Annotated in this window: 17 protein-coding genes and 1 tRNA gene; 6 read left to right on the top strand and 12 right to left on the bottom strand. The window is 35.3% G+C overall.

Annotated elements, in window-relative coordinates:
• Nucleotides 1-31 precede the first annotated feature (31 nt).
• From polA to AACH21_RS00325, 7 genes are all read right to left on the bottom strand, one after another.
• Nucleotides 32-2,608 carry a DNA polymerase I gene (gene polA, locus AACH21_RS00355; protein ID WP_338482548.1) on the bottom strand — a complete coding sequence of 859 codons (2,577 nt, stop codon included), beginning with the start codon at nucleotides 2,606-2,608 and terminating at the stop codon, nucleotides 32-34.
• A gap of 214 nt (nucleotides 2,609-2,822) precedes the next feature.
• A complete protein-coding gene (locus AACH21_RS00350) occupies nucleotides 2,823-2,987 on the bottom strand; it encodes an IS3 family transposase (RefSeq protein WP_010082072.1) in 165 nt (54 codons plus the stop codon).
• Nucleotides 2,980-3,141 carry a DDE-type integrase/transposase/recombinase gene (locus tag AACH21_RS00345; RefSeq protein ID WP_010082071.1) on the bottom strand — a complete coding sequence of 54 codons (162 nt, stop codon included), beginning with the start codon at nucleotides 3,139-3,141 and terminating at the stop codon, nucleotides 2,980-2,982. The genes AACH21_RS00350 and AACH21_RS00345 overlap by 8 nt, the downstream gene beginning before the upstream one ends.
• A 3-nt stretch (nucleotides 3,142-3,144) precedes the next feature.
• The gene (locus AACH21_RS00340; RefSeq protein ID WP_094189604.1) at nucleotides 3,145-3,441 is read right to left on the bottom strand and encodes an IS3 family transposase; all 297 of its coding nucleotides are present in this window, start codon (nucleotides 3,439-3,441) and stop codon (nucleotides 3,145-3,147) included.
• 177 nt (nucleotides 3,442-3,618) lie between these two features.
• Nucleotides 3,619-3,882, bottom strand: a complete 264-nt coding sequence (locus tag AACH21_RS00335; RefSeq protein WP_338482282.1) for a transposase — start codon at nucleotides 3,880-3,882, stop codon at nucleotides 3,619-3,621.
• Nucleotides 3,883-4,114: 232 nt separating this feature from the next.
• Nucleotides 4,115-4,921 carry an SDR family oxidoreductase gene (locus AACH21_RS00330; protein ID WP_077188304.1) on the bottom strand — a complete coding sequence of 269 codons (807 nt, stop codon included), beginning with the start codon at nucleotides 4,919-4,921 and terminating at the stop codon, nucleotides 4,115-4,117.
• Nucleotides 4,922-4,926: 5 nt separating this feature from the next.
• Nucleotides 4,927-5,571: an alpha/beta hydrolase gene (locus tag AACH21_RS00325; RefSeq protein ID WP_015589325.1), complete on the bottom strand. Its 645-nt coding sequence runs from the start codon at nucleotides 5,569-5,571 to the stop codon at nucleotides 4,927-4,929.
• A gap of 648 nt (nucleotides 5,572-6,219) precedes the next feature.
• Here AACH21_RS00325 and AACH21_RS00320 point away from each other — a divergent pair.
• Entirely contained in the window at nucleotides 6,220-6,390 is a 171-nt protein-coding gene (locus AACH21_RS00320) for a hypothetical protein (RefSeq protein WP_264707422.1), read from the top strand.
• Between the two features lie 37 nt (nucleotides 6,391-6,427).
• Here AACH21_RS00320 and AACH21_RS00315 read toward each other — a convergent pair whose 3' ends face one another.
• The 4 genes from AACH21_RS00315 to AACH21_RS00300 form a co-directional block, all read right to left on the bottom strand.
• Nucleotides 6,428-6,793: a hypothetical protein gene (locus AACH21_RS00315; RefSeq protein WP_064125381.1), complete on the bottom strand. Its 366-nt coding sequence runs from the start codon at nucleotides 6,791-6,793 to the stop codon at nucleotides 6,428-6,430.
• 121 nt (nucleotides 6,794-6,914) lie between these two features.
• Nucleotides 6,915-8,582: an aminopeptidase P family protein gene (locus tag AACH21_RS00310; protein WP_077188339.1), complete on the bottom strand. Its 1,668-nt coding sequence runs from the start codon at nucleotides 8,580-8,582 to the stop codon at nucleotides 6,915-6,917.
• Nucleotides 8,583-8,590: 8 nt separating this feature from the next.
• Nucleotides 8,591-10,513 carry a tRNA uridine-5-carboxymethylaminomethyl(34) synthesis enzyme MnmG gene (gene mnmG, locus AACH21_RS00305; protein WP_338482547.1) on the bottom strand — a complete coding sequence of 641 codons (1,923 nt, stop codon included), beginning with the start codon at nucleotides 10,511-10,513 and terminating at the stop codon, nucleotides 8,591-8,593.
• Between the two features lie 187 nt (nucleotides 10,514-10,700).
• Nucleotides 10,701-10,776: transfer RNA gene (locus AACH21_RS00300), tRNA-His, on the bottom strand.
• 150 nt (nucleotides 10,777-10,926) lie between these two features.
• Between AACH21_RS00300 and murJ the strand changes: the two genes are divergently transcribed.
• Complete coding sequence (murJ, locus tag AACH21_RS00295; protein ID WP_264707423.1) at nucleotides 10,927-12,414, top strand: murein biosynthesis integral membrane protein MurJ; 1,488 nt, start codon at nucleotides 10,927-10,929, stop codon at nucleotides 12,412-12,414.
• Nucleotides 12,415-12,417: 3 nt separating this feature from the next.
• On the top strand, nucleotides 12,418-14,961 hold the full coding sequence (locus AACH21_RS00290; RefSeq protein ID WP_077188342.1) for an AsmA-like C-terminal region-containing protein: 2,544 nt from the start codon (nucleotides 12,418-12,420) through the stop codon (nucleotides 14,959-14,961).
• Between the two features lie 54 nt (nucleotides 14,962-15,015).
• Here AACH21_RS00290 and AACH21_RS00285 read toward each other — a convergent pair whose 3' ends face one another.
• On the bottom strand, nucleotides 15,016-16,209 hold the full coding sequence (locus tag AACH21_RS00285; protein WP_077188343.1) for a phage portal protein: 1,194 nt from the start codon (nucleotides 16,207-16,209) through the stop codon (nucleotides 15,016-15,018).
• 159 nt (nucleotides 16,210-16,368) lie between these two features.
• Between AACH21_RS00285 and lipB the strand changes: the two genes are divergently transcribed.
• The 3 genes from lipB (at nucleotide 16,369) to AACH21_RS00270 (ending at nucleotide 19,729) form a co-directional block, all read left to right on the top strand.
• A complete protein-coding gene (gene lipB / locus AACH21_RS00280; RefSeq protein WP_338482546.1) occupies nucleotides 16,369-16,986 on the top strand; it encodes a lipoyl(octanoyl) transferase LipB in 618 nt (205 codons plus the stop codon).
• A complete protein-coding gene (locus AACH21_RS00275; protein WP_236514379.1) occupies nucleotides 16,986-17,963 on the top strand; it encodes an LD-carboxypeptidase in 978 nt (325 codons plus the stop codon). Before lipB ends, AACH21_RS00275 begins: the two co-directional genes overlap by 1 nt.
• A 383-nt stretch (nucleotides 17,964-18,346) precedes the next feature.
• On the top strand, nucleotides 18,347-19,729 hold the full coding sequence (locus AACH21_RS00270; protein ID WP_007548562.1) for an IS66-like element ISWen3 family transposase: 1,383 nt from the start codon (nucleotides 18,347-18,349) through the stop codon (nucleotides 19,727-19,729).
• Nucleotides 19,730-19,731: the final 2 nt, after the last annotated feature.

Below are 19,731 nucleotides of genomic sequence, written 5' to 3'. Positions count from 1 at the left end.
TGCTATGTTTTATTCTAACATATTTTTCGTATTAGTTCAAATGATTTATACTCCTAGAATCCACGATGTTTAAGTCATAATTAAGAGCCCAGTTGTCGCCAACTTTTATTTCTACTTCAAGTGGTACAGAAATTTCTATTGCATTTTCCATTATATCTTTCATAAGTTTTGCTGTTTCTTGTACCTTTTCGTCCTCTACTTCAACCAGTAGTTCATCGTGAACCTGGAGGATTATTTTACCTACTTTCAATTGGTCAAAAAGCTGAATTGTCGCACGTTTTATTATATCAGCAGCGGTTCCTTGCAGTGGTGCGTTTATTGCTGCCCTTTCTGCAAATTGTCTTATATAAGGAATTGTATTGTTTATGTCTCTTACAAAGCATCTCCTGCCAAACAAAGTTTCTACATAACCATGCAATCTTGCGATAGACACTGCTTTTTCCATATAGGCCTTTATTTCTGGGTAACAGGAAAAATAGTAATTAATGTATTCAGCAGCTTCCGCAATGGTAATTCCAAGCCGCTTTGCAAGACCAAATGGGCTAATGCCATATATAATTCCAAAATTGATGGATTTTGCTTTGCGTCTTAATTGCTCATCTATTTCTTGCACTCCAAAAACTTGCCTTGCGGTGATCTCATGAATATCTTGTCCGTTTGCAAAAGCTTCTTTAAATGCTGCAACGTTTGCAACGTGTGCCAGGAGTCTTAATTCTATTTGCGAATAGTCAGCAGAAATTATCTTATGCCCTTTTGGCGCAATAAATGCTTGTCTGATAAGATTTCCCTCTTCGCTTCTGATAGGAATATTCTGTAAATTAGGATTGCTGGAGCTCAGCCTTCCAGTTGCAGTTGCAGTCGTTGAAAAGCTTGTGTGTATTCTACCATCAAGTGGATCAACTTGCTTTATTAATGCATCAGTGTAGGTGCCTTTTAATTTACTTAAATGTCGCCAATTTAAGATTTTACTTGCGATTTCTACCCCTTCTTCTTCGAGTGCCTCTAGAACTTCATAATTGGTGCTATACGATCCAGATTTTTTTGACTTTTTCTTTTTATTAAGCCCCATTTTGTTGAATAAAACATCACTTAATTGTTTTGGCGAAGCAATATTAAATCTTTCTCCTGCCAAATTATATATCTCATCTTCAAGCACGGCAATTACCTGCTGAAATTTATCGGACAGCTCCTGTAATTTTTGTATGTTCAGTAATATCCCATTTTTCTCCATATCAAATATTACTTTCATAAGTGGCTTATCGAAGCGCTCGTAAATTGTGAACAATTTTTCCTGAAATAACCTTTGCTTTAGCTTTTCATGAATTGCTATTAAAGTTTTTGCCGAGAAAATTTCTGCATTTTCACTCAAACTATGCGCAACTATGTTTGGAATACTGTGATCGTGTTTTCCTGTATCCAAGCTATACGACATTATCATCAAATCATCAACTGAATCTAGCATCTTCTCTACTGTAGGGAAGATTTTCCTGATTTCTTTAATGTTATGTATTATTTTAAGCGCCCCATTTGAGAGTAAAGTTGAGTTAATTATAATGAGTGCATCTTGTATGCTGTCTTGCTCTATATAAAAAATATTACTTTCGCTATAAGATAAGGAAATTTTATTTAATAAGTTGTCTTCAAAGTGGCAATGAATTGCAATTCTGCCTTCATATCTACAATGCTCCAAAAATTTCTCTAACTCTTCACTACTATATTCTATTTTCTCTTTTGTGCTAGACCCATTATAGGAAAAAAGCTTTTCCATTTTACCTATTAAAGAATTGAATTCATACTTCTTTAAAAAGGATAATAGTTTTTCCATATTTGGAGGGCGAACTTCACATTTTGCAATATCATGTTGAAGGTCTACTTTTTCGCATAGTGATAAAAGTTCTCTTGAAATTAGCGCTTTTTCCTTATGTTCAGCAAGAATATTACGAATCCTCGTTTGCTCGATGTTATCAATGTTCTCTATAATATTATTCAATGAATCAAATTCATCTAGTAATTTAGCTGCAGTCTTCGGACCTATTCCCGGAACGCCTGGAATGTTGTCAGATGCATCACCAGTTAGAGAAAATAAATCAAGAAGCTTGTGTGAGTTTACGCCAAATTTTTCTATTACTTGTTTTTCATCTATATATATATTTTTAATGGGGTCGAATATTAAAATATTGTGGTTCAAGAGTTGAAATAAATCTTTATCTGATGAAACGACTACCACTTTAAAGTCTTGGTGGTTGGCGTATTTTGCAGCTAGTGTTGCAATTATATCATCTGCTTCATAACCTTCAATCTCTTCATAGCTGAGGTTAAAAGCTTCTACCGCTTCCCTCAGTATGGTGAACTGTGGAGTTAGATCCTCAGGAGGCGTTACTCTGTTCGCTTTGTACTCAGGATATAAATTGTGCCTAAAATTCTTTTTCCCTGCATCAAGTGCTATAGTTAAGTAGTCCGAATGGGCAATGTACTTAAGAACCATATTCAGAAAGCCATATACACCACCTATTGGCATTCCTGTTGTGGTAATTAAGTGAGGTAGTACATAGTAAGCTCTGAAAAGAAAACCATAGCCATCGATGATTGTGAAAGTTTTTTCTTTCATTGTAGATATTTATGCGTGCTTTTGATGGTCCACTATTTAGCTGAGAAAATCAAGTTTTTGTTTTTCTGCTTTTGAGCGTTGTAAGAGATTTTACCGAAAATAGCATTCATGATGGGGATGTACACATATGACCTTACCCAGAAAAAGTGGAGAGAAAGTGTGGAATGTTTTTTACAAAAAGAATGATGCATCAAATTGTTCTGGAATGGAATAGTTAATAGTGACGTTGTTTGTTATAAAAAATTTCTATGTATTCAAATATTGCAGTTCTAGTTTGTTGAGCAGAGTGTTGTGAAGTATCAATAAGTATTTCTCTTTTCAATGAGCTAAAGAAGCTTTCTGCAACAGAATTGTCGTAACAACAGCCTTTATTACTCATCTATATTCTTTACAGCTAAGAGATATTGATACCCTTGCGCAGTATATTGTGAACCTTGGTCACTGTGCAGCAGTAGATTTTTAACAGGTTTACGCCTATTAATGGCCATTAATAAAGAGTTCATAACCAATTGTTTATTTATTGCACTACTCATTAACTACCATACGTGAGAATTATTGCTGCCAAATATAGCCATCCCTCCTTGGTTTTGATGTAAGTAATCCCATACTTTATTTGGTTGATCAACAATAAAGTTTTGATCTAGTATATTGGGAGCTACAGCTCTATTATCTGTTTGTTGTTTTTTAATTTTAAACTTTCTTCTCAGTATAGCCCTGATGTCATTTTTCTGCATAATACTTTGCACCGTTTTCAAATTGCAACTTTTACCCAAAGCCTTCAATTCAGCATGAATTTTAGGAGCTCCATATCTACATTTAGAAACTTGATATATTTTTTGAATAGCTTCGAGTAGCTCTTTATTTGCTGATTCTCTACTGCTTATTTTTCTTGTGGTCCACTTATAGTAGCCACTAGCAGAAAATCCTACATAATTCCTGTACTTTATAGCAGTTACTATGCTCTTTTATAAAAAAATATTTTACTCTTTTTGACTGGCCAGGGCTTTTTTTTAAATGTCTCTTTCCCTTGTTACTCTTGCTAACTCTCTTTGTAAATCAAACCTCTCTTTGTTGTAAGGAGCCATGTTACCTCTACCTGGAAATGCATTTGCCGCTGACTTTTTTTCGTTATATTTCTTCATCCATTTTCCTAATACACTATCTCTTATTCCTAGATCTCTTGCTACTTTTGCAACTGGTTGACCTACCTTTCTTTGTTCATTTGCCAGCTTAACAGCTTCCAATTTGAATTCTGCCGTATATTCTCTTACCATTTCTAATCCTCCAAAATTTTATTTTACCCAAAAAAACTCTTTTCTTTCTCTCCACTTTTTCTGGGTAAGGTCACTATTTCTTAAGTAATTTACACTTCAGAGTTTATCTGCTTTAAAGTTTACTCTATTCTGTTTCAGCATTTGTCATAAATCCTTAATTATTTCTGACTTTTTAGTTCAGTTTTTAACCATTCTTTCCTTAACTTAATGGCAGTGACAATAAGCCTATCTATCATTCTGATGTGATTTCAGTTTTGTTTACGTGCAAACTCTCTAATCCCACCTTGTAGTTAGGATAAATTAGAGAGACATTAAGATCTTTTTTAATTTTAACATTACTTACTCTCTTTGATCCTAAATAAAAACTCTGTGCATAATCTGGTAACTCAATTGGCTCTGGAGGGCTAACATTGAGAAGTTTGGCAGCATACATTACCACTTCAGATTGTGTAGTGGGTAAATCGTCTGCACAATTGTATATTTCACCAGGTTTTATGTTTTGCATGGAAGAAAATAAAATATTTGATATATCTTCAACGTGAATACGAGAAAAAAAATGCCCTTCTTTTTTCACATTTCTTGCTTTGCCAAGCTGCAAGTCAATTAACACGTTCCTACTAGGGCCGTATATTCCAGCTAAACGAAAAATATGTACAGGCAGTTTGCTATTTAGCCACTTCTTTTCAGATTTAAGGCGCTTTTCTCCTCTGATTTCTATAGGTCTTGTTTCAGATTCCTCATCCACCCAATTACCAGAGTGATCACCATAGACGCTAGTTGCAGACAAATAACCAAGCCATTTAACATTTTGCAGGCAATCACCGTATCTCTCCACAACATCATCACCATCTGGAGGAATAGAAATTAAAACGTGCGTTGCGCTTTTAAGCAGATCTTGACTAACTTTCTCATAATTAAAGAGGATTACATCTTGTATATTTTTACTTCTTGATGTGCCACTGACTTTCCAACCTAAGTTCAGTAATTTTTTCGATAAAAATTTAGCTACATATCCATAACCAAAGCAAAACAAGTGCATGAAAATTAATTTTTAAAATTCTTCTTGATAAATTCTACTCCTAATTTTATTCCCTCTTCATTAATAATATGCCCTAATGCATGAATTGGGTGTCCTTCAACATTTACTCCATTTTCTTTCAGAGCTTTAACCGCTAAGTCGAGGGACGAAAAAGGTACCACGTCGTCAGCATCACCATGGATAACACATATGTTAGGTTTTGACTTGATCTCTGGTGCAGTTTTTGAAGGTGAAAGAAATCTACCAGAGTATGCAACAACTGATGCACAGGATTGAGAGCGGGTGAGAGCTGTATGTATTGCAAGCATTGCTCCTTGAGAAAATCCAACTAAAGAAAGTTGCGTATCTTTTAAATTAAGCTCCTTTAATTTTGTATCAATGAAATGATTTACAATTGATGTAGCATTTTTTACTCCATTATATAGCGCTTCCTCACTACGATCTTCCAAACTGAACCACTGATAACCATCACCTATTTCTCTCTCAAACGGAGCATTGGGTACTGCAAAATATGAACCCAGTAAAAACTTGCTCATAACTTTGGCAAGGTGAATAAAATTATCGCCACTTGAGCCCCAACCATGTAAAAAAATAATCAAATTTTTCTTATTTCCGCCTGCACAAATTTCTGGGCCTTTAAGTTCAATCATTTCTTTTCCTTTTGCGTTTATATTTTTATTTAACACTAATTTTCAAATTTGTAAAACCAATGTGCAATTATGTACACTAGCTCATAACTGTATGAACATTGCAATTTGCAGGCAATTCGCGTGGCAGATGAAAGTAGCTGACACTGGAATCCAGCTTTTGATCGAAAATGTTGCATAGTGCACAATCAATTTTTCTAGATCCCAGTGTCAAGCACTGGGATGACATCATAGGGGCGCTGGGATGACACCCTCCTGCTAGACAATGTTCGTACAGCTATGGAATGAATCGTGGTATGACGTAGGATTGCTGTCATTCCAGTGCTTGACACTGGAATGGCTTTGTTGCATCGCTACTTATGAAAGGCTAACTATAGTTAGGATTATAAGCAACCTATTGAAAATCTTGTTTTTTTGCAATCAATCTGATCAAATTTAAGAATAGTAATTTGTTATTTATATTAATAAATTTAATTCTATTGAAAATAGCTAAAGCATTGAAATTCTTGAATTTTAGCCAGATTAGTGAGTGGTAGTGAAATTTCTTTTACTCAAATTTAGGTATTCACTGACCGTTCTTGTTATAAATACCAGAATAATAAGCTACTGATATTCGCTATCTTTTTTATCTTTAATCCATCATAGCTAGCGATGCAACAAAGCCCACTGGAATCCAGGAAACTTAACTTTACACCAGGTAATAAGAACTGGATCCCAGTGTCAAGCACTGGGATGACACCTCTGGGCACTGCCGTCATAAAGGAACCAGTGTCAGCTACTTTCATGACATCAATAATTGACCTCGACTTACCGTCCAACTAGAAAGTTGTATATAGAATGACAGAAATCCAGATGTTATTTACTTACTTTCGATCTTTTCTATCAATTTTTTAACTAAGCCTCTTAGCTTTTTACTGGATTCATCAAGCTCTTGAATCTGCGAGCTGTGCTCTTTCATTAGTTCCTTATAGTTACCTCTTATGTAGTCAATCATTTCCTTCATCTGAGCAATCATCTTGTTAACATCCATACTGCCCAAATCAGGTATCATGCCAGGCATAGCCCCTTCTAACATACCGCCAGCCATAAGCTGCTGAGACATTTGCATAAATGGTTTTAAAGTCTGATTAAGCAATTCAGGATCCTTGGCTAATTTTTCTATTTGCTCTTTGCAAGTATCCATATACTGCTTCATAAATTCATCTTCTTGCCCTTTGTCTATCATAATTATAACCTACCTAAAAATACGTGTTCTTTGTTATATATTATTTTAAAATTAAAAACAATACAAAATACCTGTCACAATTGCATTAATACTTTTTAAATAATAAAAAATGCTCCTTTGCTTATAAAGGGTCACATACCTTCTTTAACCATTCCTTATCTTTTACGCTATTTTCTAAGTTTTTATAGACAAATTGATGGTAGCCATTTATCCATTCAATTTCATCCTTAGTAAGCATTTGCACACTTATTAGCCTTCTATCATATGGAATAGAGGTTAGTTGTTTAAATCCCAAGAAACCATTTTTATGTTTATCAACATACATCAGATTTTCAATCCTTATTCCATACTCTCCCGGAATGTAATAGCCAGGTTCGTTGGATAGTATCATGCCTGGCGTGAGTTTCACTTTATTTCCCTTTGATATTGCTTGTGGTCCTTCGTGTACTGATAGGTAACTTCCTACTCCATGCCCTGTACCATGCATATAGTCCATTCCAAATTTCCATAAATGCGTACGTGCTAATATATCCAATTCTCCACCAGTAGTGCCAGGAGGAAAGATGACACTTGCTATAGCAATGTGAGCTTTGAGTACTATTGTATAGTGGGTTATTTGTTCATCAGTTGGATTGCCAATTGCTACAGTTCTTGTCACATCAGTTGTGCCGTCAAGGTACTGGCCACCAGAGTCAATCAAATACAGTCCATCTTTCTGAATTACTTTATTCGTCTTACTGCTTGCACGATAGTGAATTATTGCTCCATTCTCATTAAATGCTGAAATTGTTGGAAAACTTAGTTGCTTAAACAAATTCTGCTCTTTTCTGTATTCTAAGAGTTTCTCTTCAGCTTCAAGCTCTGTACCAACATTATTTTCAAGCCAATGTAGAAAGTTTGTAACTGCCACTCCATCTCTGATGTGCGCATTTATAGCCCCAGCTATTTCAGTTTGATTTTTTACTGCTTTATGAATTAAACAAGGATCCTCTCTTTCAGCTACCTGTTTATCTTTTATTACAGCCATGATACTCATTGGAGTTGTGTTTGGATCTATAACTATTGAATTTAGCTTGTGCAGCGAATTTTCTAGCTCACTAATATCAAAAATATTTATATGATTGCCTAAATTTGCTTCTATAGTTGAATGTTCTTTATCTTGAATAAACAAATCAACATTACCGCTTTTATACAATATAGCACGGCCCAATATACATGGAGTATATTTAGCATTTTCGTTTCTTAAATTTAATAACCATGAAATTGAATTTGGATCAGTTAAAAGCACTACTTCAGCTTCTTTATCTATACTTTTAGCGACTTTTTCACATTTGTCCTTACTACTTTCACCAGCATATTCAATAGAATGTAAAACCACTGCTTGTTTTCGATAGTCACTTTTTTTTCCAGCTAAACAGGGTATTAATTTACAGATATTCTCATACTTTCTTATATCTTCTATGGTAAAATATTGCAAATAATAACCTAGTGAGGCAGTCGATGTTAAGTTTGCTTTTATCCATTCGCGTGGATCCTCTTCTTGTATATTATATACTTGAAAATTGCCCCGATCGAGCTGATTGCGAGCTTGTGTGATATAGCGTCCATCCGTAAAAAATGGGCACTTGTTGTCTTTTGTAACGATAAGTAGCCCATTTGTTCCTGTAAAGCCACACAGCTTTGTTAGCTCCTCTGAATACTCATTTAAATATTCATCTTTAGTATGCAACATAAATGCATCAACGTTTATCTCGTGCATAAAAGAACGAAATTCTTCGATTTTTGACATAGAACACCTCATACAAAATTAGCAGCCACTTTCGTTTTCCTGTTTCTCAAATACACTAATATGCTAACTATCGCTGCAGGAGTGATGCCTTGTATTTGCTTTGCAATGCCAATTGTTGCTGGTTTTATCGTCTGCAACTTTTCTATTACTTCACTTGACAGGCCTTTAACTTGTGAATAGTTGAAATCAATTGGAATTTGAGTGTTAATTTCCTCTCGTAAAAACTTCATATCCGCTTCTTGTCTTATTAGATAAGGTTTGTATTTTGCTTCAATTTCAACCGCTTCGCATATTTCATTCTTAGTTATGCTACCCATTGCGGTGCCATCCCAGCGCGTGATGCTGCTTAACTCCGGCCATATTTCTTGTAATTTATTCCAGTCGATGTTTGGATAGCTAAGTAAATCTAGTGCCGTTTTTCTTATCCCATCATAAGATATTTTGATAACATAAGACCTAAGCTGCTCAGGAGTAATCGTCAGACTCCCTAACTTCTCTTCAAGCTGCTTAATGGATTCAAGTTTATTCTGTAAAACAGAGTATCTCTCATGCGAAACAAGGGAAATATCATAACCTTTTTGTGTTAATCTTCTATCTGCATTGTCTGACCTGATAGCTAGCCTATATTCTGCACGTGAGGTAAATAATCTATAAGGCTCGATCACCCCTTTGGTGACCAGGTCGTCTATCATTACACCGATATACGAATCTGTACGATGGAGAACAAAGCTTTCTTTTTTTTCAAATGCAGAGAGTGCTGCATTAATTCCGGCGATAATTCCTTGCCCTGCTGCTTCTTCATATCCAGTGGTGCCATTAATTTGGCCAGCAAAATATAGGCCTTTGACTTTCTTGGTTTCAAGAGTATGAAACAGCTCTCGTGGGTCAATATAGTCATACTCAACTGCATATCCAGGTCTTAGTATTTCTGCATTTTCAAGTCCCTTGATACTCTTTATCATTTCACGCTGCACTTCAATAGGCAATGAATTTGAAATTCCGTTTGGGTATACAGTATCATCATCCAGCCCTTCTGGTTCTAAAAATATTTGGTGGCTACTTTTTTCTGCAAATTTTTTAACTTTAACTTCAATTGATGGGCAGTATCTTGGTGCTATAATATCATCCAAATATGAAGAAGCTGACCTGTGAAGGTTCTCTCGAATTATTTTATGCGTGTTTTCATTAGTATGGGTAATAAAGCATGATACCTGAGGTTGGTTAATTTTTTCTGTGAGATAAGAAAACGGCACAGGTGGATTATCACCCACTTGTTCTTGCAATATTGACCAGTTTATAGTGCCACGATCAAGCCTTGGCGGAGTTCCGGTGCGCAATCTACCTAATTTAAAATTATATTTCTTCAACGTATTTGCAAGTTCTACTGCAGGCTTATCTCCCATTCTCCCTGAAGGAGTTACCTGCTCTCCTATATGAATCACACCCCGCAGAAAAGTCCCTGTAGTTAGAACGACTTTACTTGTCAGTATATGCTCCCCTGAGCTTGTTATTACAGCTTTAATGCACAATTCTCCATTGTTATTACTCTCTATAAGAAAATCGTCAACCGACTCTTCTTTTACCGTCAAATTATTATAATTTAGAATAATTTCCTGTATTGCTTGCTTGTATAATTTTCGGTCTGCCTGTGCACGCGGGCCCCATACTGCTGCACCTCTGCTGCTATTTAAAATGACTGAGTGTATACTTGCTTGATCGATTGCTCTTCCCATTATTCCATCAAGAGCGTCAACTTCCCTGACTACAACGCCCTTTGCAACTCCTCCGATTGCTGGATTGCAGGACATTTCCCCTATAGTTGAAATTTTATGAGTTATAAGCAGCGTGTTTGCACCAAGGCGAGCTGCAGCAGCAGCAGCTTCGCACCCTGCATGACCACCACCTACTACTACTACATCATATTTATGCATGCCTTCTTGAGTAATTCTTACTCTACTAATATTCTAACTATTAGCGGTTAATGTCAAATTTTACAGTAATTAACTATTTCAATCATCAGTGGCCAATGTATAGCTAACTCACGTCATACCGTCACGGTATCTCTAGATCCCGCTAACAAGCAGCGGGATGACGGTTTTTCAAATTATCGGGTTTTAGTGGGGCGAGCGACCAGGATCGAACTGGCGACATTCAGTACCACAAACTGACGCTCTACCAACTGAGCTACGCCCGCCAAGATATAAAATTTCTAACATAAGAGCGCAAATAGTCAATTGATTATTTAACTCTCTTTTTGCAGAGGGTTTTAAGTTTAGCCAATAAATATTTTCATTGATACTTTTACCATTATAGTTAATTGTATTGACACTAATGAAGTAGTGGTATGTTTAAAAGTATTTTCACATTTAGTTTTTTTACGGCTATTTCAAGGATCTCAGGGTTAATAAGGGATGTATTAATTGCTACGGTTATTGGCGCAAACTCTCTTGCAGACATATTTTTTTCTTCGTTTCGCTTTGCCAATCTATTTCGAGCATTTTTTGCAGAAGGAGCATTTACCACGTCCTTTATACCGTTATATTCAACAGAATCACACGATGATAAAAAGGCATTTAATTTTGCAAGTAGTGTAATATCCATTACGTTTATTATCTTAGTAATTTTTTGCCTTATTATGCAAACTTTCTCCCCTTATATGATTCAAATTTTTGCTCCTGGATTTGACCAAAGTAAGTTTACCCTTACTGTTACTTTATCAAGAATTATGATGCCCTACATAATCTTTGTTTCAATTGCATCACTTATTGGTGGAATGCTGCAAGTAAAGCAGCATTTTGCTTCAACAGCTATTGCACCAATCGTTTTGAATCTTTGTTTAATCATCAGTTTGTTTGTGCCTTACGTAAAAACCTCAGCGCACAACCTTTCTATAGCTGTGCTGATAGGAGGAGTTTTTCAGTTGTTGCTGATGCTATTTAGTGCATATAAATTAAAGGCAGCTTTTTCTTTTAGCCTTGAATTAAGCAATGAAGTAAGGTTATTTTTTAAGCGTGTGGTACCTGCAATTATCAATAATTGTGTAACTCAAATAAGCTTATGGATTGATACAATCATGGCGAGTTTTATACCAAATGCGGTGTCCTATATATATTATGCCGATAGACTAAATCAACTACCGCAGGGAATAATCGGTACTGCAATTGGTACAGTGCTTCTTCCTTTAATTTCAAAACAGGTGGATAATACTGAAAATATAGTCAAAATACAGAACAAGGCTCTCAACATAGGATTAATGTTAATTATGCCAACAACTGCTGCCTTTATCATTATTCCCGACATAATTTTACTTACGCTTTTTTCTTACGGCCGGTTTGATCATTATGCAGTGCAGCAAACTGTTCCCACTTTAATAGCATTTTCTCTTTCTTTACCTGCATTTATTATAAATAAAGTATTGCTACCTACATTTTTTGCTAAAGGCAATCTGAAAATACCAACCATATTTTCGCTAATGTGTCTTGGAATTAATGTAGTGCTAAACCTTTTGTTAATGAACGAGTATCAGCATACGGGGATTGCTATTGCTACTTCCGTTTCCACTTGGATAAACTCCATTCTATTAATTAGTTATTTAACAATAAATAAAATGTATAAGGTTAGCCAAGCGTTATTGTTAAATGTCATGAAAATTTTTGTAGCAACGGCAGTCATGTCAATAGCCCTTTATATTTTTAATTCTTTGTTGGCAGGATTATTTTTTGATAAAATGTTGGCTCGTATTGTTTATTTAACGACTTTAATAGCTTTGAGTGTTATTGTTTATTTTGGTATTCTCTATTTAATATTTAAGGGAAACTTTAAGCATGTGTAAATTATGAGACTTTCTTTATATGCTATATTATCAATCTCGCTGCTATTAATTCTCATGCATGTTGCTGCAACTTTTAAGGATTGGAGTGGCTACAAAGGATATGTTATAAAAGAGTTGGAGAAGACGTATGATGCTAAAGTGCATATTGGAGGAAAAATTAAAGTTTCGTTGATTACCCCAAAGCTCACTATCTATAATGTATATATACAATACAACGAGAATAAAGAGCAAAAGTTATCAGATTTAATTAGTGTAAGAAAAATTGAAATAAGGCCATCGTTCCTATCGTTGCTTTTATTCTCATTGCAACCAAAGTCAATCACATTGTTTGGCATGAAAAGCAATAAAGAAAATTTACTTAATATTATAAATGCAAAAGCCAGTGGTAACATAGTTGATATAGTAATAAAAGACAGCCAAGTAAGTTTTAAGAGTGATTTCGCTGATATTGTTAACATAAAGGAGGTTGCTGTAAAAAAAAATAGGCAATTCTCTGGTAAAGTAAAGGTAGGTGATAATAATTACGATTTTTCAGGAAAGGTTGATATCACAAAAAGGGACGTACACATTAGTGTTGAATCAAATTTTGTAAATTTGCTATTTACAGGTAATAGAAATCAAGAAGAACTCCAGGGTAATTTAACACTAACGATTAATAATAGTTCCGGTTCTGTGAGTAATTTAGCAAAAATCATTAATCTTAGCTTTCTCCCTTGTGTTATTCCTAGCGAAAATATCAAGATATCATCCAATATAAGTCTTAACGAAAGTGAGTTTACGGTAACTGACTTAAAAATTGATTCCAAAAGCATGCAAGCCAGTGGTACAATACAAAACGATAGAAAAAGCGATCACACTAATCTCAATATTAGCTTCAGTAAAGTTGACTTAGATTCCATACAAAATGATTCACAAAAAACAACAAATATAAAAGACCTTCTGGAATGCTTTAGAGCAGTTGTGCCAAAGAACTTGAGCTTAAATTTTAATATAGAAGCTTCTAACATTCAATATCAAAACAAAATATTGGACAATTTCCGTGCTGTACTAAAATCCACTGATGGCAAAGTAAAAGTTAATACGCTTCTTAAATTTCCTGGAATCAATAATATATCTTACTTATCAGGAGAGATCTCAAACAATAATGTCCTATCTGAATTCAACGGTGATTTATTAGTCGAAGGAAATGATTTTGAGTCATTCATTTCATGTTTTTTCCCTTCTATAAAGATGAAAGAAAACCAGAAAAATCAATTTACACTAAGTTCTAAACTGCACCTTGCACCAAGAATATTATCTATCTCAGACATTAGACTGCTAAACAATAAGGAATCCTTGCAAGGGTCAATTAGAGTAAGCCATACAAAAAAACACAATGTGGTCAATGGTGAATTTAGCATGCATAATCTTGATGCAGATAAATATGATCATTCATTATTTAGCAGTTTACCTAAAATGCAATGGCTGAAAAATTTTCAGTATGATACAAATATAAAGGCCCGTGTTAATAACCTTACATTGAATGATACGAAAATTAAAAATTTGGATTTTTTGCTGAAAATGGAAAAAGGTAAGCTAGTTGCAGATAAAATAAAACTATCTGGAGAAGATTTCGATATTACCGGTAATGCAAAAATATTAGCAGATCAAAAATACGCCAAACCTTTATTAGATGTTAACCTTACGGGCAGTAAATTTAATGGAAAAATTATTACATTACCAAATTTAGTAGAGACGAAAAGAAATTCAAGAAATGAGATAGATCAAATTCAATGGTCAACAAAGCAGCTTGATTTTTTGGATGATAAAGAAGGCTTTGATGCAAATGTGCAAATCAATACTGCAGAATTTAAAACCGAGCAGAATGTTTTAAAAGATTTTAATTTGGATGCGGTAATGAGAAACAACACTATCACTATCAGGCAGGCAAGTTACGTATTAGAACGCGGGCAAGTGTTTTTTCAGGGTTATTTAAGATCAGACTCAATAAATACAAGATTTTCTATTGTAAATTTGGACACTAAAAAGATTGGTAAGGTTATAGGAATTGACAATGTAAATGGTCAGGTAAGCTTAAATGGTGAAATCAAAACTCAAGGAAAAAGTTTTCATGATTGGGCTAGTAACTTATCAGGAGATGTAAACTTACAAGCGCAAGGAATAGAAGTTACTAATGTAGATTTCAATTCATTTATCACTAATTTGTTAAGCAGTAATAATAAGTCTGAAATCTCCACACTTGCTTATATTGATATATATAATGGTAAAACATTTTTTGAAAATATTAGCGGAAAAGCAAGTATTAAGAGTGGTATATGTTCAACTAGTTTACAGTTCGGGATTGATCAAGCATCAGGGTCGATCTCTTCTAATTTAACCTTATCTAACTTCACTTTAAATTCTATATTCAGGTTCTTTTTCATACCACCAAACTATAGTAATCCAATCTATATCGATATGCACTTGGATGGCCCTATTTGGCGTCCTAAGATGAGTTTTGATGTAGACCAAATCTTCATCGCTCTGGTTGGCAAGAAAAATAGTTAATTTACTTAGGTGTACGGTTTAGGGGACAATAAACTCATCTGAACGGATACAAACTTAACCTAACTCATCACCACCTGGCAGTGGTGGCAAGCCAAATGCTTCTCTCTTTTCGTTGAGCGTCATGAAGCTTGCGTTTTCTACGTATTTCCACAACTTTTGTCTCTTTTCCATGAGAATTTCTATTGCATCTTTGTCGTACGACAAGCACAGATCTTCACCAAATCTTGGTGTCAGCCAAGAATTCAGGTGACAGATAATATTTTCTAGCGTTGGTAAAACCGTCTGCTCCCAGAGGGATAAGCGTGCTTCGACTAAATTGCTATAAGTGTTATCACCTGGTATGCCAAGCAACTGCGGCGGAACGCCAAAAGCCAGGGCAATATCACGAGCTGAACTGTGTTTGGACTCAATAAAATCCATATCCCTCGGCGAAAGACTCATCTCCTTCCACTCCAAGCCTCCTTCAAGCAATATCGGTCTTCCAGCGTTTATAGAACCTGAATAATGATCATTTATCTGCGCTTTTAAGCGTTGGTACTGCTCTTGACTTAAACTTCCACCACTCCCGTCCTTTGCTGATTTCACAACTATTGCACCACTTGGTCTTGCTCCGTTTTGCAACATCGCTTGATTCCAAGCACCCGCCTGATTATGCTGATCTATGCTATATGCAGCTGCCTCAATCGGTGATAGCCCATACCAATCATTCAAAGGGTTAAAGGTCTTTAGGTGCAACACTGCTGAACGTCCGGTTAGTTTATCAACTTTAAAGTCATAACTGTTGTTATTTATGGTATAACGATAGATATAAGGAACGTTATTTCTCCCTGGAACAATTTCAACCCTATCTGGGCGCAGAAGATAAAGCTCTGTTGGTGGTTTTCTACTATTCTGTGACTCAATCATCAATATATAAGAATTGCCGTTAACTAACCGATAAGTTACAATCCCCTCAATAAATTCCGATTTTGATGTCATTGGGTTAGGAGAATAAAGTAATTTCAGTAATGGATGGGCTTTTAGTTGCGATTTTCCCTGTTCAGTAAGCTGGCAGAGAGTAAAAGGTACCGAAGATGCAGCACTTGCAATCATATTGATTGCTCGAAAGGCAATAACATTTTTTATGTAACCTTCCTCAGCAAAACTTACATAATCACGCTTACTCCAACTTGGCTCCATCATTAGCTGCAAAGCAGAATATTTAGTAAATACTGCGCTTTTTTTTCTTTGAAAGATGTTGAAATTCATATGTGCCTCATGAAAGATGTTTAAAAGTTAAAAGTGTTTTAGATTCTGTAGTTAAACTAAGACATAGATCCCAGTGTCACGCACTGGGATGACGGAAGGAAAGCACTTGGGTGACAGGAAAAGAACGCACTGCTATACTAAAAAGAAAAGAAATTGAACATGACAGAATGGCTAATATCTAATCAGCTTATTGATTATAACTGCGCTGTAAAATCTATGGAAGAGAAAATTCAACAAATTCACAATAATTCAGCAGACGAATTAGTATGGCTACTCCAGCACCCTCCACTTTATACTGCAGGAATCAGTGCAACAGATGACGACGTTGTTGAAAAATTATTTCCTATATATAAAACAGGAAGGGGTGGTAAACACACATATCATGGTCCAGGACAGCGCATCATATATTTAATGTTAAACCTTAAAAAAAGAAATAAATGCGACATAAAGCTATATATTAGAGACCTAAGTAAGTGGATAATAAATGTTTTAAAGCAATTTAATATACTTGGAGAATTTAAAGAGGATAGAATAGGCATTTGGGTAAACCATAACGGAGTAGAAAAAAAAATTGCAGCTTTTGGTATCCGTTTAAGAAAATGGGTAACTTATCATGGCATAGCGCTTAACGTCTTTCCAGACCTCTCTCACTATAAGGGTATTATTCCTTGTGGGTTGCAAGGTTATGACGTCACGTCAATGGAAGAACTAGGAGTGAAAGTTCCACTCTCTGAATTGGATGATATACTAAAAAAAGAGTTTTATAAGATATTTTAATGATTGTTTATCTTTTATATTTCATTCTCACTTTATGTGCTAACACAAGTATTCATGCAATCGACCAAGTTGATATTATTGCTCCTTCTTCGAAGGGAAAAGAATCAGATCTGACTACTATAAAAGAATATGTAGAAGCTTTGGATTTTAATCCCCATATTTCGGAGAAAATATATAGTAATGATAATCCATTTTATTCCAACTCTGATGAATTCAGAGCAAATGATTTGATTAGTGCACTAACTAATGATAGTAAAATAATTTGGTGTATCAGAGGAGGAGAAGGGGCTTCTCGGTTAATTCCCTATCTAGAAAAGTTACCCAATGATAAAAAAGAAAGGATTGCTCAAAACAAAAAGATCCTCATAGGCTATAGCGATATAACTGCCTTGCACATCCATCTACAAGCTAAATATGATTGGCAAACTCTTCACGGCACCATGTTGGAAATGATAGTAAATAACTCCGTTTCTGAAAGCTCTGTTGAAAAATTGAAAGAGTTAATTCTTAACAAGCGGGATTCTATCAGATTTGATAACCTAAAGACGATAAATAATGGCATTAGACTAAAAGATGGCAGATTAGAGTCTAAAATCATCGGTGGTAATATGACTCTAGTTGAAAATAGTATAGGAACCGCTTGGCAAATAAATGCGAAAGGTAAAATTCTATTTTTAGAGGACATAAGAGTTTACCCATACGCAATAGAGCGCAGTTTAGATCACCTAAAACAAGCCCACATCTTTGATGGAGTACATGCAGTAATCTTTGGGGATTTCGTTAACTGCTATAACGATAACCTTGTTGAAGTTATAAAAGAAAGGTTTGCAAAAAGTGTTAACTTTCCTGTATTTACAATGAAAGGGGTAGGCCATGGACATACAAATGATCCTTTACCTTTTAACACTCACGCTATTATTAGCGTTCAAGACGAAAAAGAAGGTTTGTTTTTTATGGATGTGCAAAATGTTAGCTAATCTTATAGCTAACGAAGCTCTACGTCATACCGCCGCGGTATCTCAGCCGCTAACAAGAGATCCCGCTAACAAGCAGCGGGATGACGAGCTTATCGTCATACCACCATGAACCGTCATACCGCCACGAACCGTCATACCTTAACATAGATCCCGCTAACAAGCAGCGGGATGACGGTTATTGTTTAGCTATAAATGTTAAGAAATTTACCAAACGAAAAAAAAGGCAAAAGAAGCCCCGTGGTGGTTGGCTATTCACTATGTACTAAAATATCGGCGTTTTTTTTATTCTAAAACGCTTGATTAAGGTATCCGTTCAGCGGAGTGGCAGAATAAGGTAGACAAGGTGATCTAAGAAGATAATCATAGAGCAAAAGTGAAGTAATATGGTAAACCTTTTAGAACTTTGCAAAAATTTACAGCAAAAAATAGAAAGGTTAGAAGCAAAAATAGAAAGATTGGAAAAAGAGAATGAAAGTTTAAAAGCAGAAAATAAGGCTTTAAAGATAGAAAATGCTGAGTTAAGAGAAAGACTCGGTTTAAGCTCAAAAAATTCATCAATACCAAGTTCCAAAGAGTTGTATAAAATAAAAAAGAATAAGCCGAAAAGCGAAAGGAATATTGGCGGTCAGGTTGGTCATAAAGGAAGTTTTCGCGCCAACATGGATGCAGATAAAGTAGTAAAGATAGAGTTGCCTAATACTTGCGAATGCGGAGGAGAAATTGCAATATGTGAAAAACCATATATTCATCAGAAAGTTGATCTTCCAGAAATCAAGCCTTATGTAGTGGAATATCAGTTAGAACATGGCCGTTGTCGGAGATGCGGAAAGAGAAGAAGTAGCAAGTTACCGGAAGGTGTTACGCCAGATACATTTGGTCCAAGGGTTAAGTCAATAATTGCAGCGTTCAGCGGATTCTACAAAAATTCAAAACGCGAAATAGCGAGTGTCGTAAATGATATCTTCAATTTGAACATAAGCGTCGGTAGCATATCAAATAGTGAACATAGAGTTGCTTCAAAATGCAAAAAAATGTATGAGCAGATCGAACAAGAGATAAGTAGGAGTAAAGTTCTACATATTGATGAAACGAGCCATTATAACAAAGGTAAACTCGCTTGGTGTTGGATGTTTGCAAGCAATACGGCAAGTTTTGTAAAATTTACAGAGTCAAGAGGAATGAAAGTTTTACAAAATAGTAAATTCTGCAATCGCAATAGCTTGGTAATAACTGACAGGTATGCAGCATACAATTATTTTGCCGATAAAAACAGGCAAATCTGTTGGGCACATTTATCAAGAGATTTTGAAAGATTAGCACATAGTTGGAATATTGAAGTTAAAGTTCTGGGTTGTTACTTGAGAAACGTGGCCACTGAATTATTTGCACTAAAAAAAGCTTTACTAAAAAGTGAGATAGATGTTTTGAGGTTTGTCAGACGTGCCAGAAAATTAAGAAAACGTACAAAGTATTACTTGAAGGAGATATCTCGTTTACCTGAAGCAATTGGAGCCTCTCGAGTTGCAAAAAATGTTCTGAGATCTGAAAGAATGATGTGGAAATTTTTAGATGACCCAGAAAATATTCCGCTGACAAATAACCACGCTGAACGGCAAATTCGGCATTATGTCGTTTATCGCAAAAACTCATATTTTACACAATCAAAGCGGGGAAATACATTCCTTGAGCGGATAATTTCATTATACTTAACTTGGAAACAAAGGGGTCTCAATCCTTTCCAAAATCTCCTATCTATTGTTTCTTAAAC

Source organism: Wolbachia endosymbiont (group A) of Ophion costatus (assembly GCF_963969245.1).
Classification (GTDB): domain Bacteria; phylum Pseudomonadota; class Alphaproteobacteria; order Rickettsiales; family Anaplasmataceae; genus Wolbachia; species Wolbachia pipientis.
The sequence above is the reverse complement of the archived record's forward strand: the minus strand, read 5'-3'. Positions and strand labels throughout refer to the sequence as shown.

Excerpts from the sequence above, each read along its gene's own strand:
- AACH21_RS00320 (WP_264707422.1), top strand. The coding sequence starts at position 6,220 with ATGCAACAAAGCCCACTGGAATCCAGGAAACTTAACTTTACACCAGGT.
- mnmG (WP_338482547.1), bottom strand. The coding sequence starts at position 10,513 with ATGCATAAATATGATGTAGTAGTAGTAGGTGGTGGTCATGCAGGGTGC.
- AACH21_RS00285 (WP_077188343.1), bottom strand. The coding sequence starts at position 16,209 with ATGAATTTCAACATCTTTCAAAGAAAAAAAAGCGCAGTATTTACTAAA.
- AACH21_RS00330 (WP_077188304.1), bottom strand. The coding sequence starts at position 4,921 with ATGCACTTGTTTTGCTTTGGTTATGGATATGTAGCTAAATTTTTATCG.
- AACH21_RS00345 (WP_010082071.1), bottom strand. The coding sequence starts at position 3,141 with ATGAGTAGTGCAATAAATAAACAATTGGTTATGAACTCTTTATTAATG.
- lipB (WP_338482546.1), top strand. The coding sequence starts at position 16,369 with ATGACAGAATGGCTAATATCTAATCAGCTTATTGATTATAACTGCGCT.
- AACH21_RS00315 (WP_064125381.1), bottom strand. The coding sequence starts at position 6,793 with ATGATAGACAAAGGGCAAGAAGATGAATTTATGAAGCAGTATATGGAT.
- AACH21_RS00335 (WP_338482282.1), bottom strand. The coding sequence starts at position 3,882 with ATGGTAAGAGAATATACGGCAGAATTCAAATTGGAAGCTGTTAAGCTG.
- polA (WP_338482548.1), bottom strand. The coding sequence starts at position 2,608 with ATGAAAGAAAAAACTTTCACAATCATCGATGGCTATGGTTTTCTTTTC.
- AACH21_RS00270 (WP_007548562.1), top strand. The coding sequence starts at position 18,347 with ATGGTAAACCTTTTAGAACTTTGCAAAAATTTACAGCAAAAAATAGAA.
- AACH21_RS00275 (WP_236514379.1), top strand. The coding sequence starts at position 16,986 with ATGATTGTTTATCTTTTATATTTCATTCTCACTTTATGTGCTAACACA.
- murJ (WP_264707423.1), top strand. The coding sequence starts at position 10,927 with ATGTTTAAAAGTATTTTCACATTTAGTTTTTTTACGGCTATTTCAAGG.
- AACH21_RS00290 (WP_077188342.1), top strand. The coding sequence starts at position 12,418 with ATGAGACTTTCTTTATATGCTATATTATCAATCTCGCTGCTATTAATT.
- AACH21_RS00310 (WP_077188339.1), bottom strand. The coding sequence starts at position 8,582 with ATGTCAAAAATCGAAGAATTTCGTTCTTTTATGCACGAGATAAACGTT.
- AACH21_RS00325 (WP_015589325.1), bottom strand. The coding sequence starts at position 5,571 with ATGATTGAACTTAAAGGCCCAGAAATTTGTGCAGGCGGAAATAAGAAA.
- AACH21_RS00350 (WP_010082072.1), bottom strand. The coding sequence starts at position 2,987 with ATGAGTAATAAAGGCTGTTGTTACGACAATTCTGTTGCAGAAAGCTTC.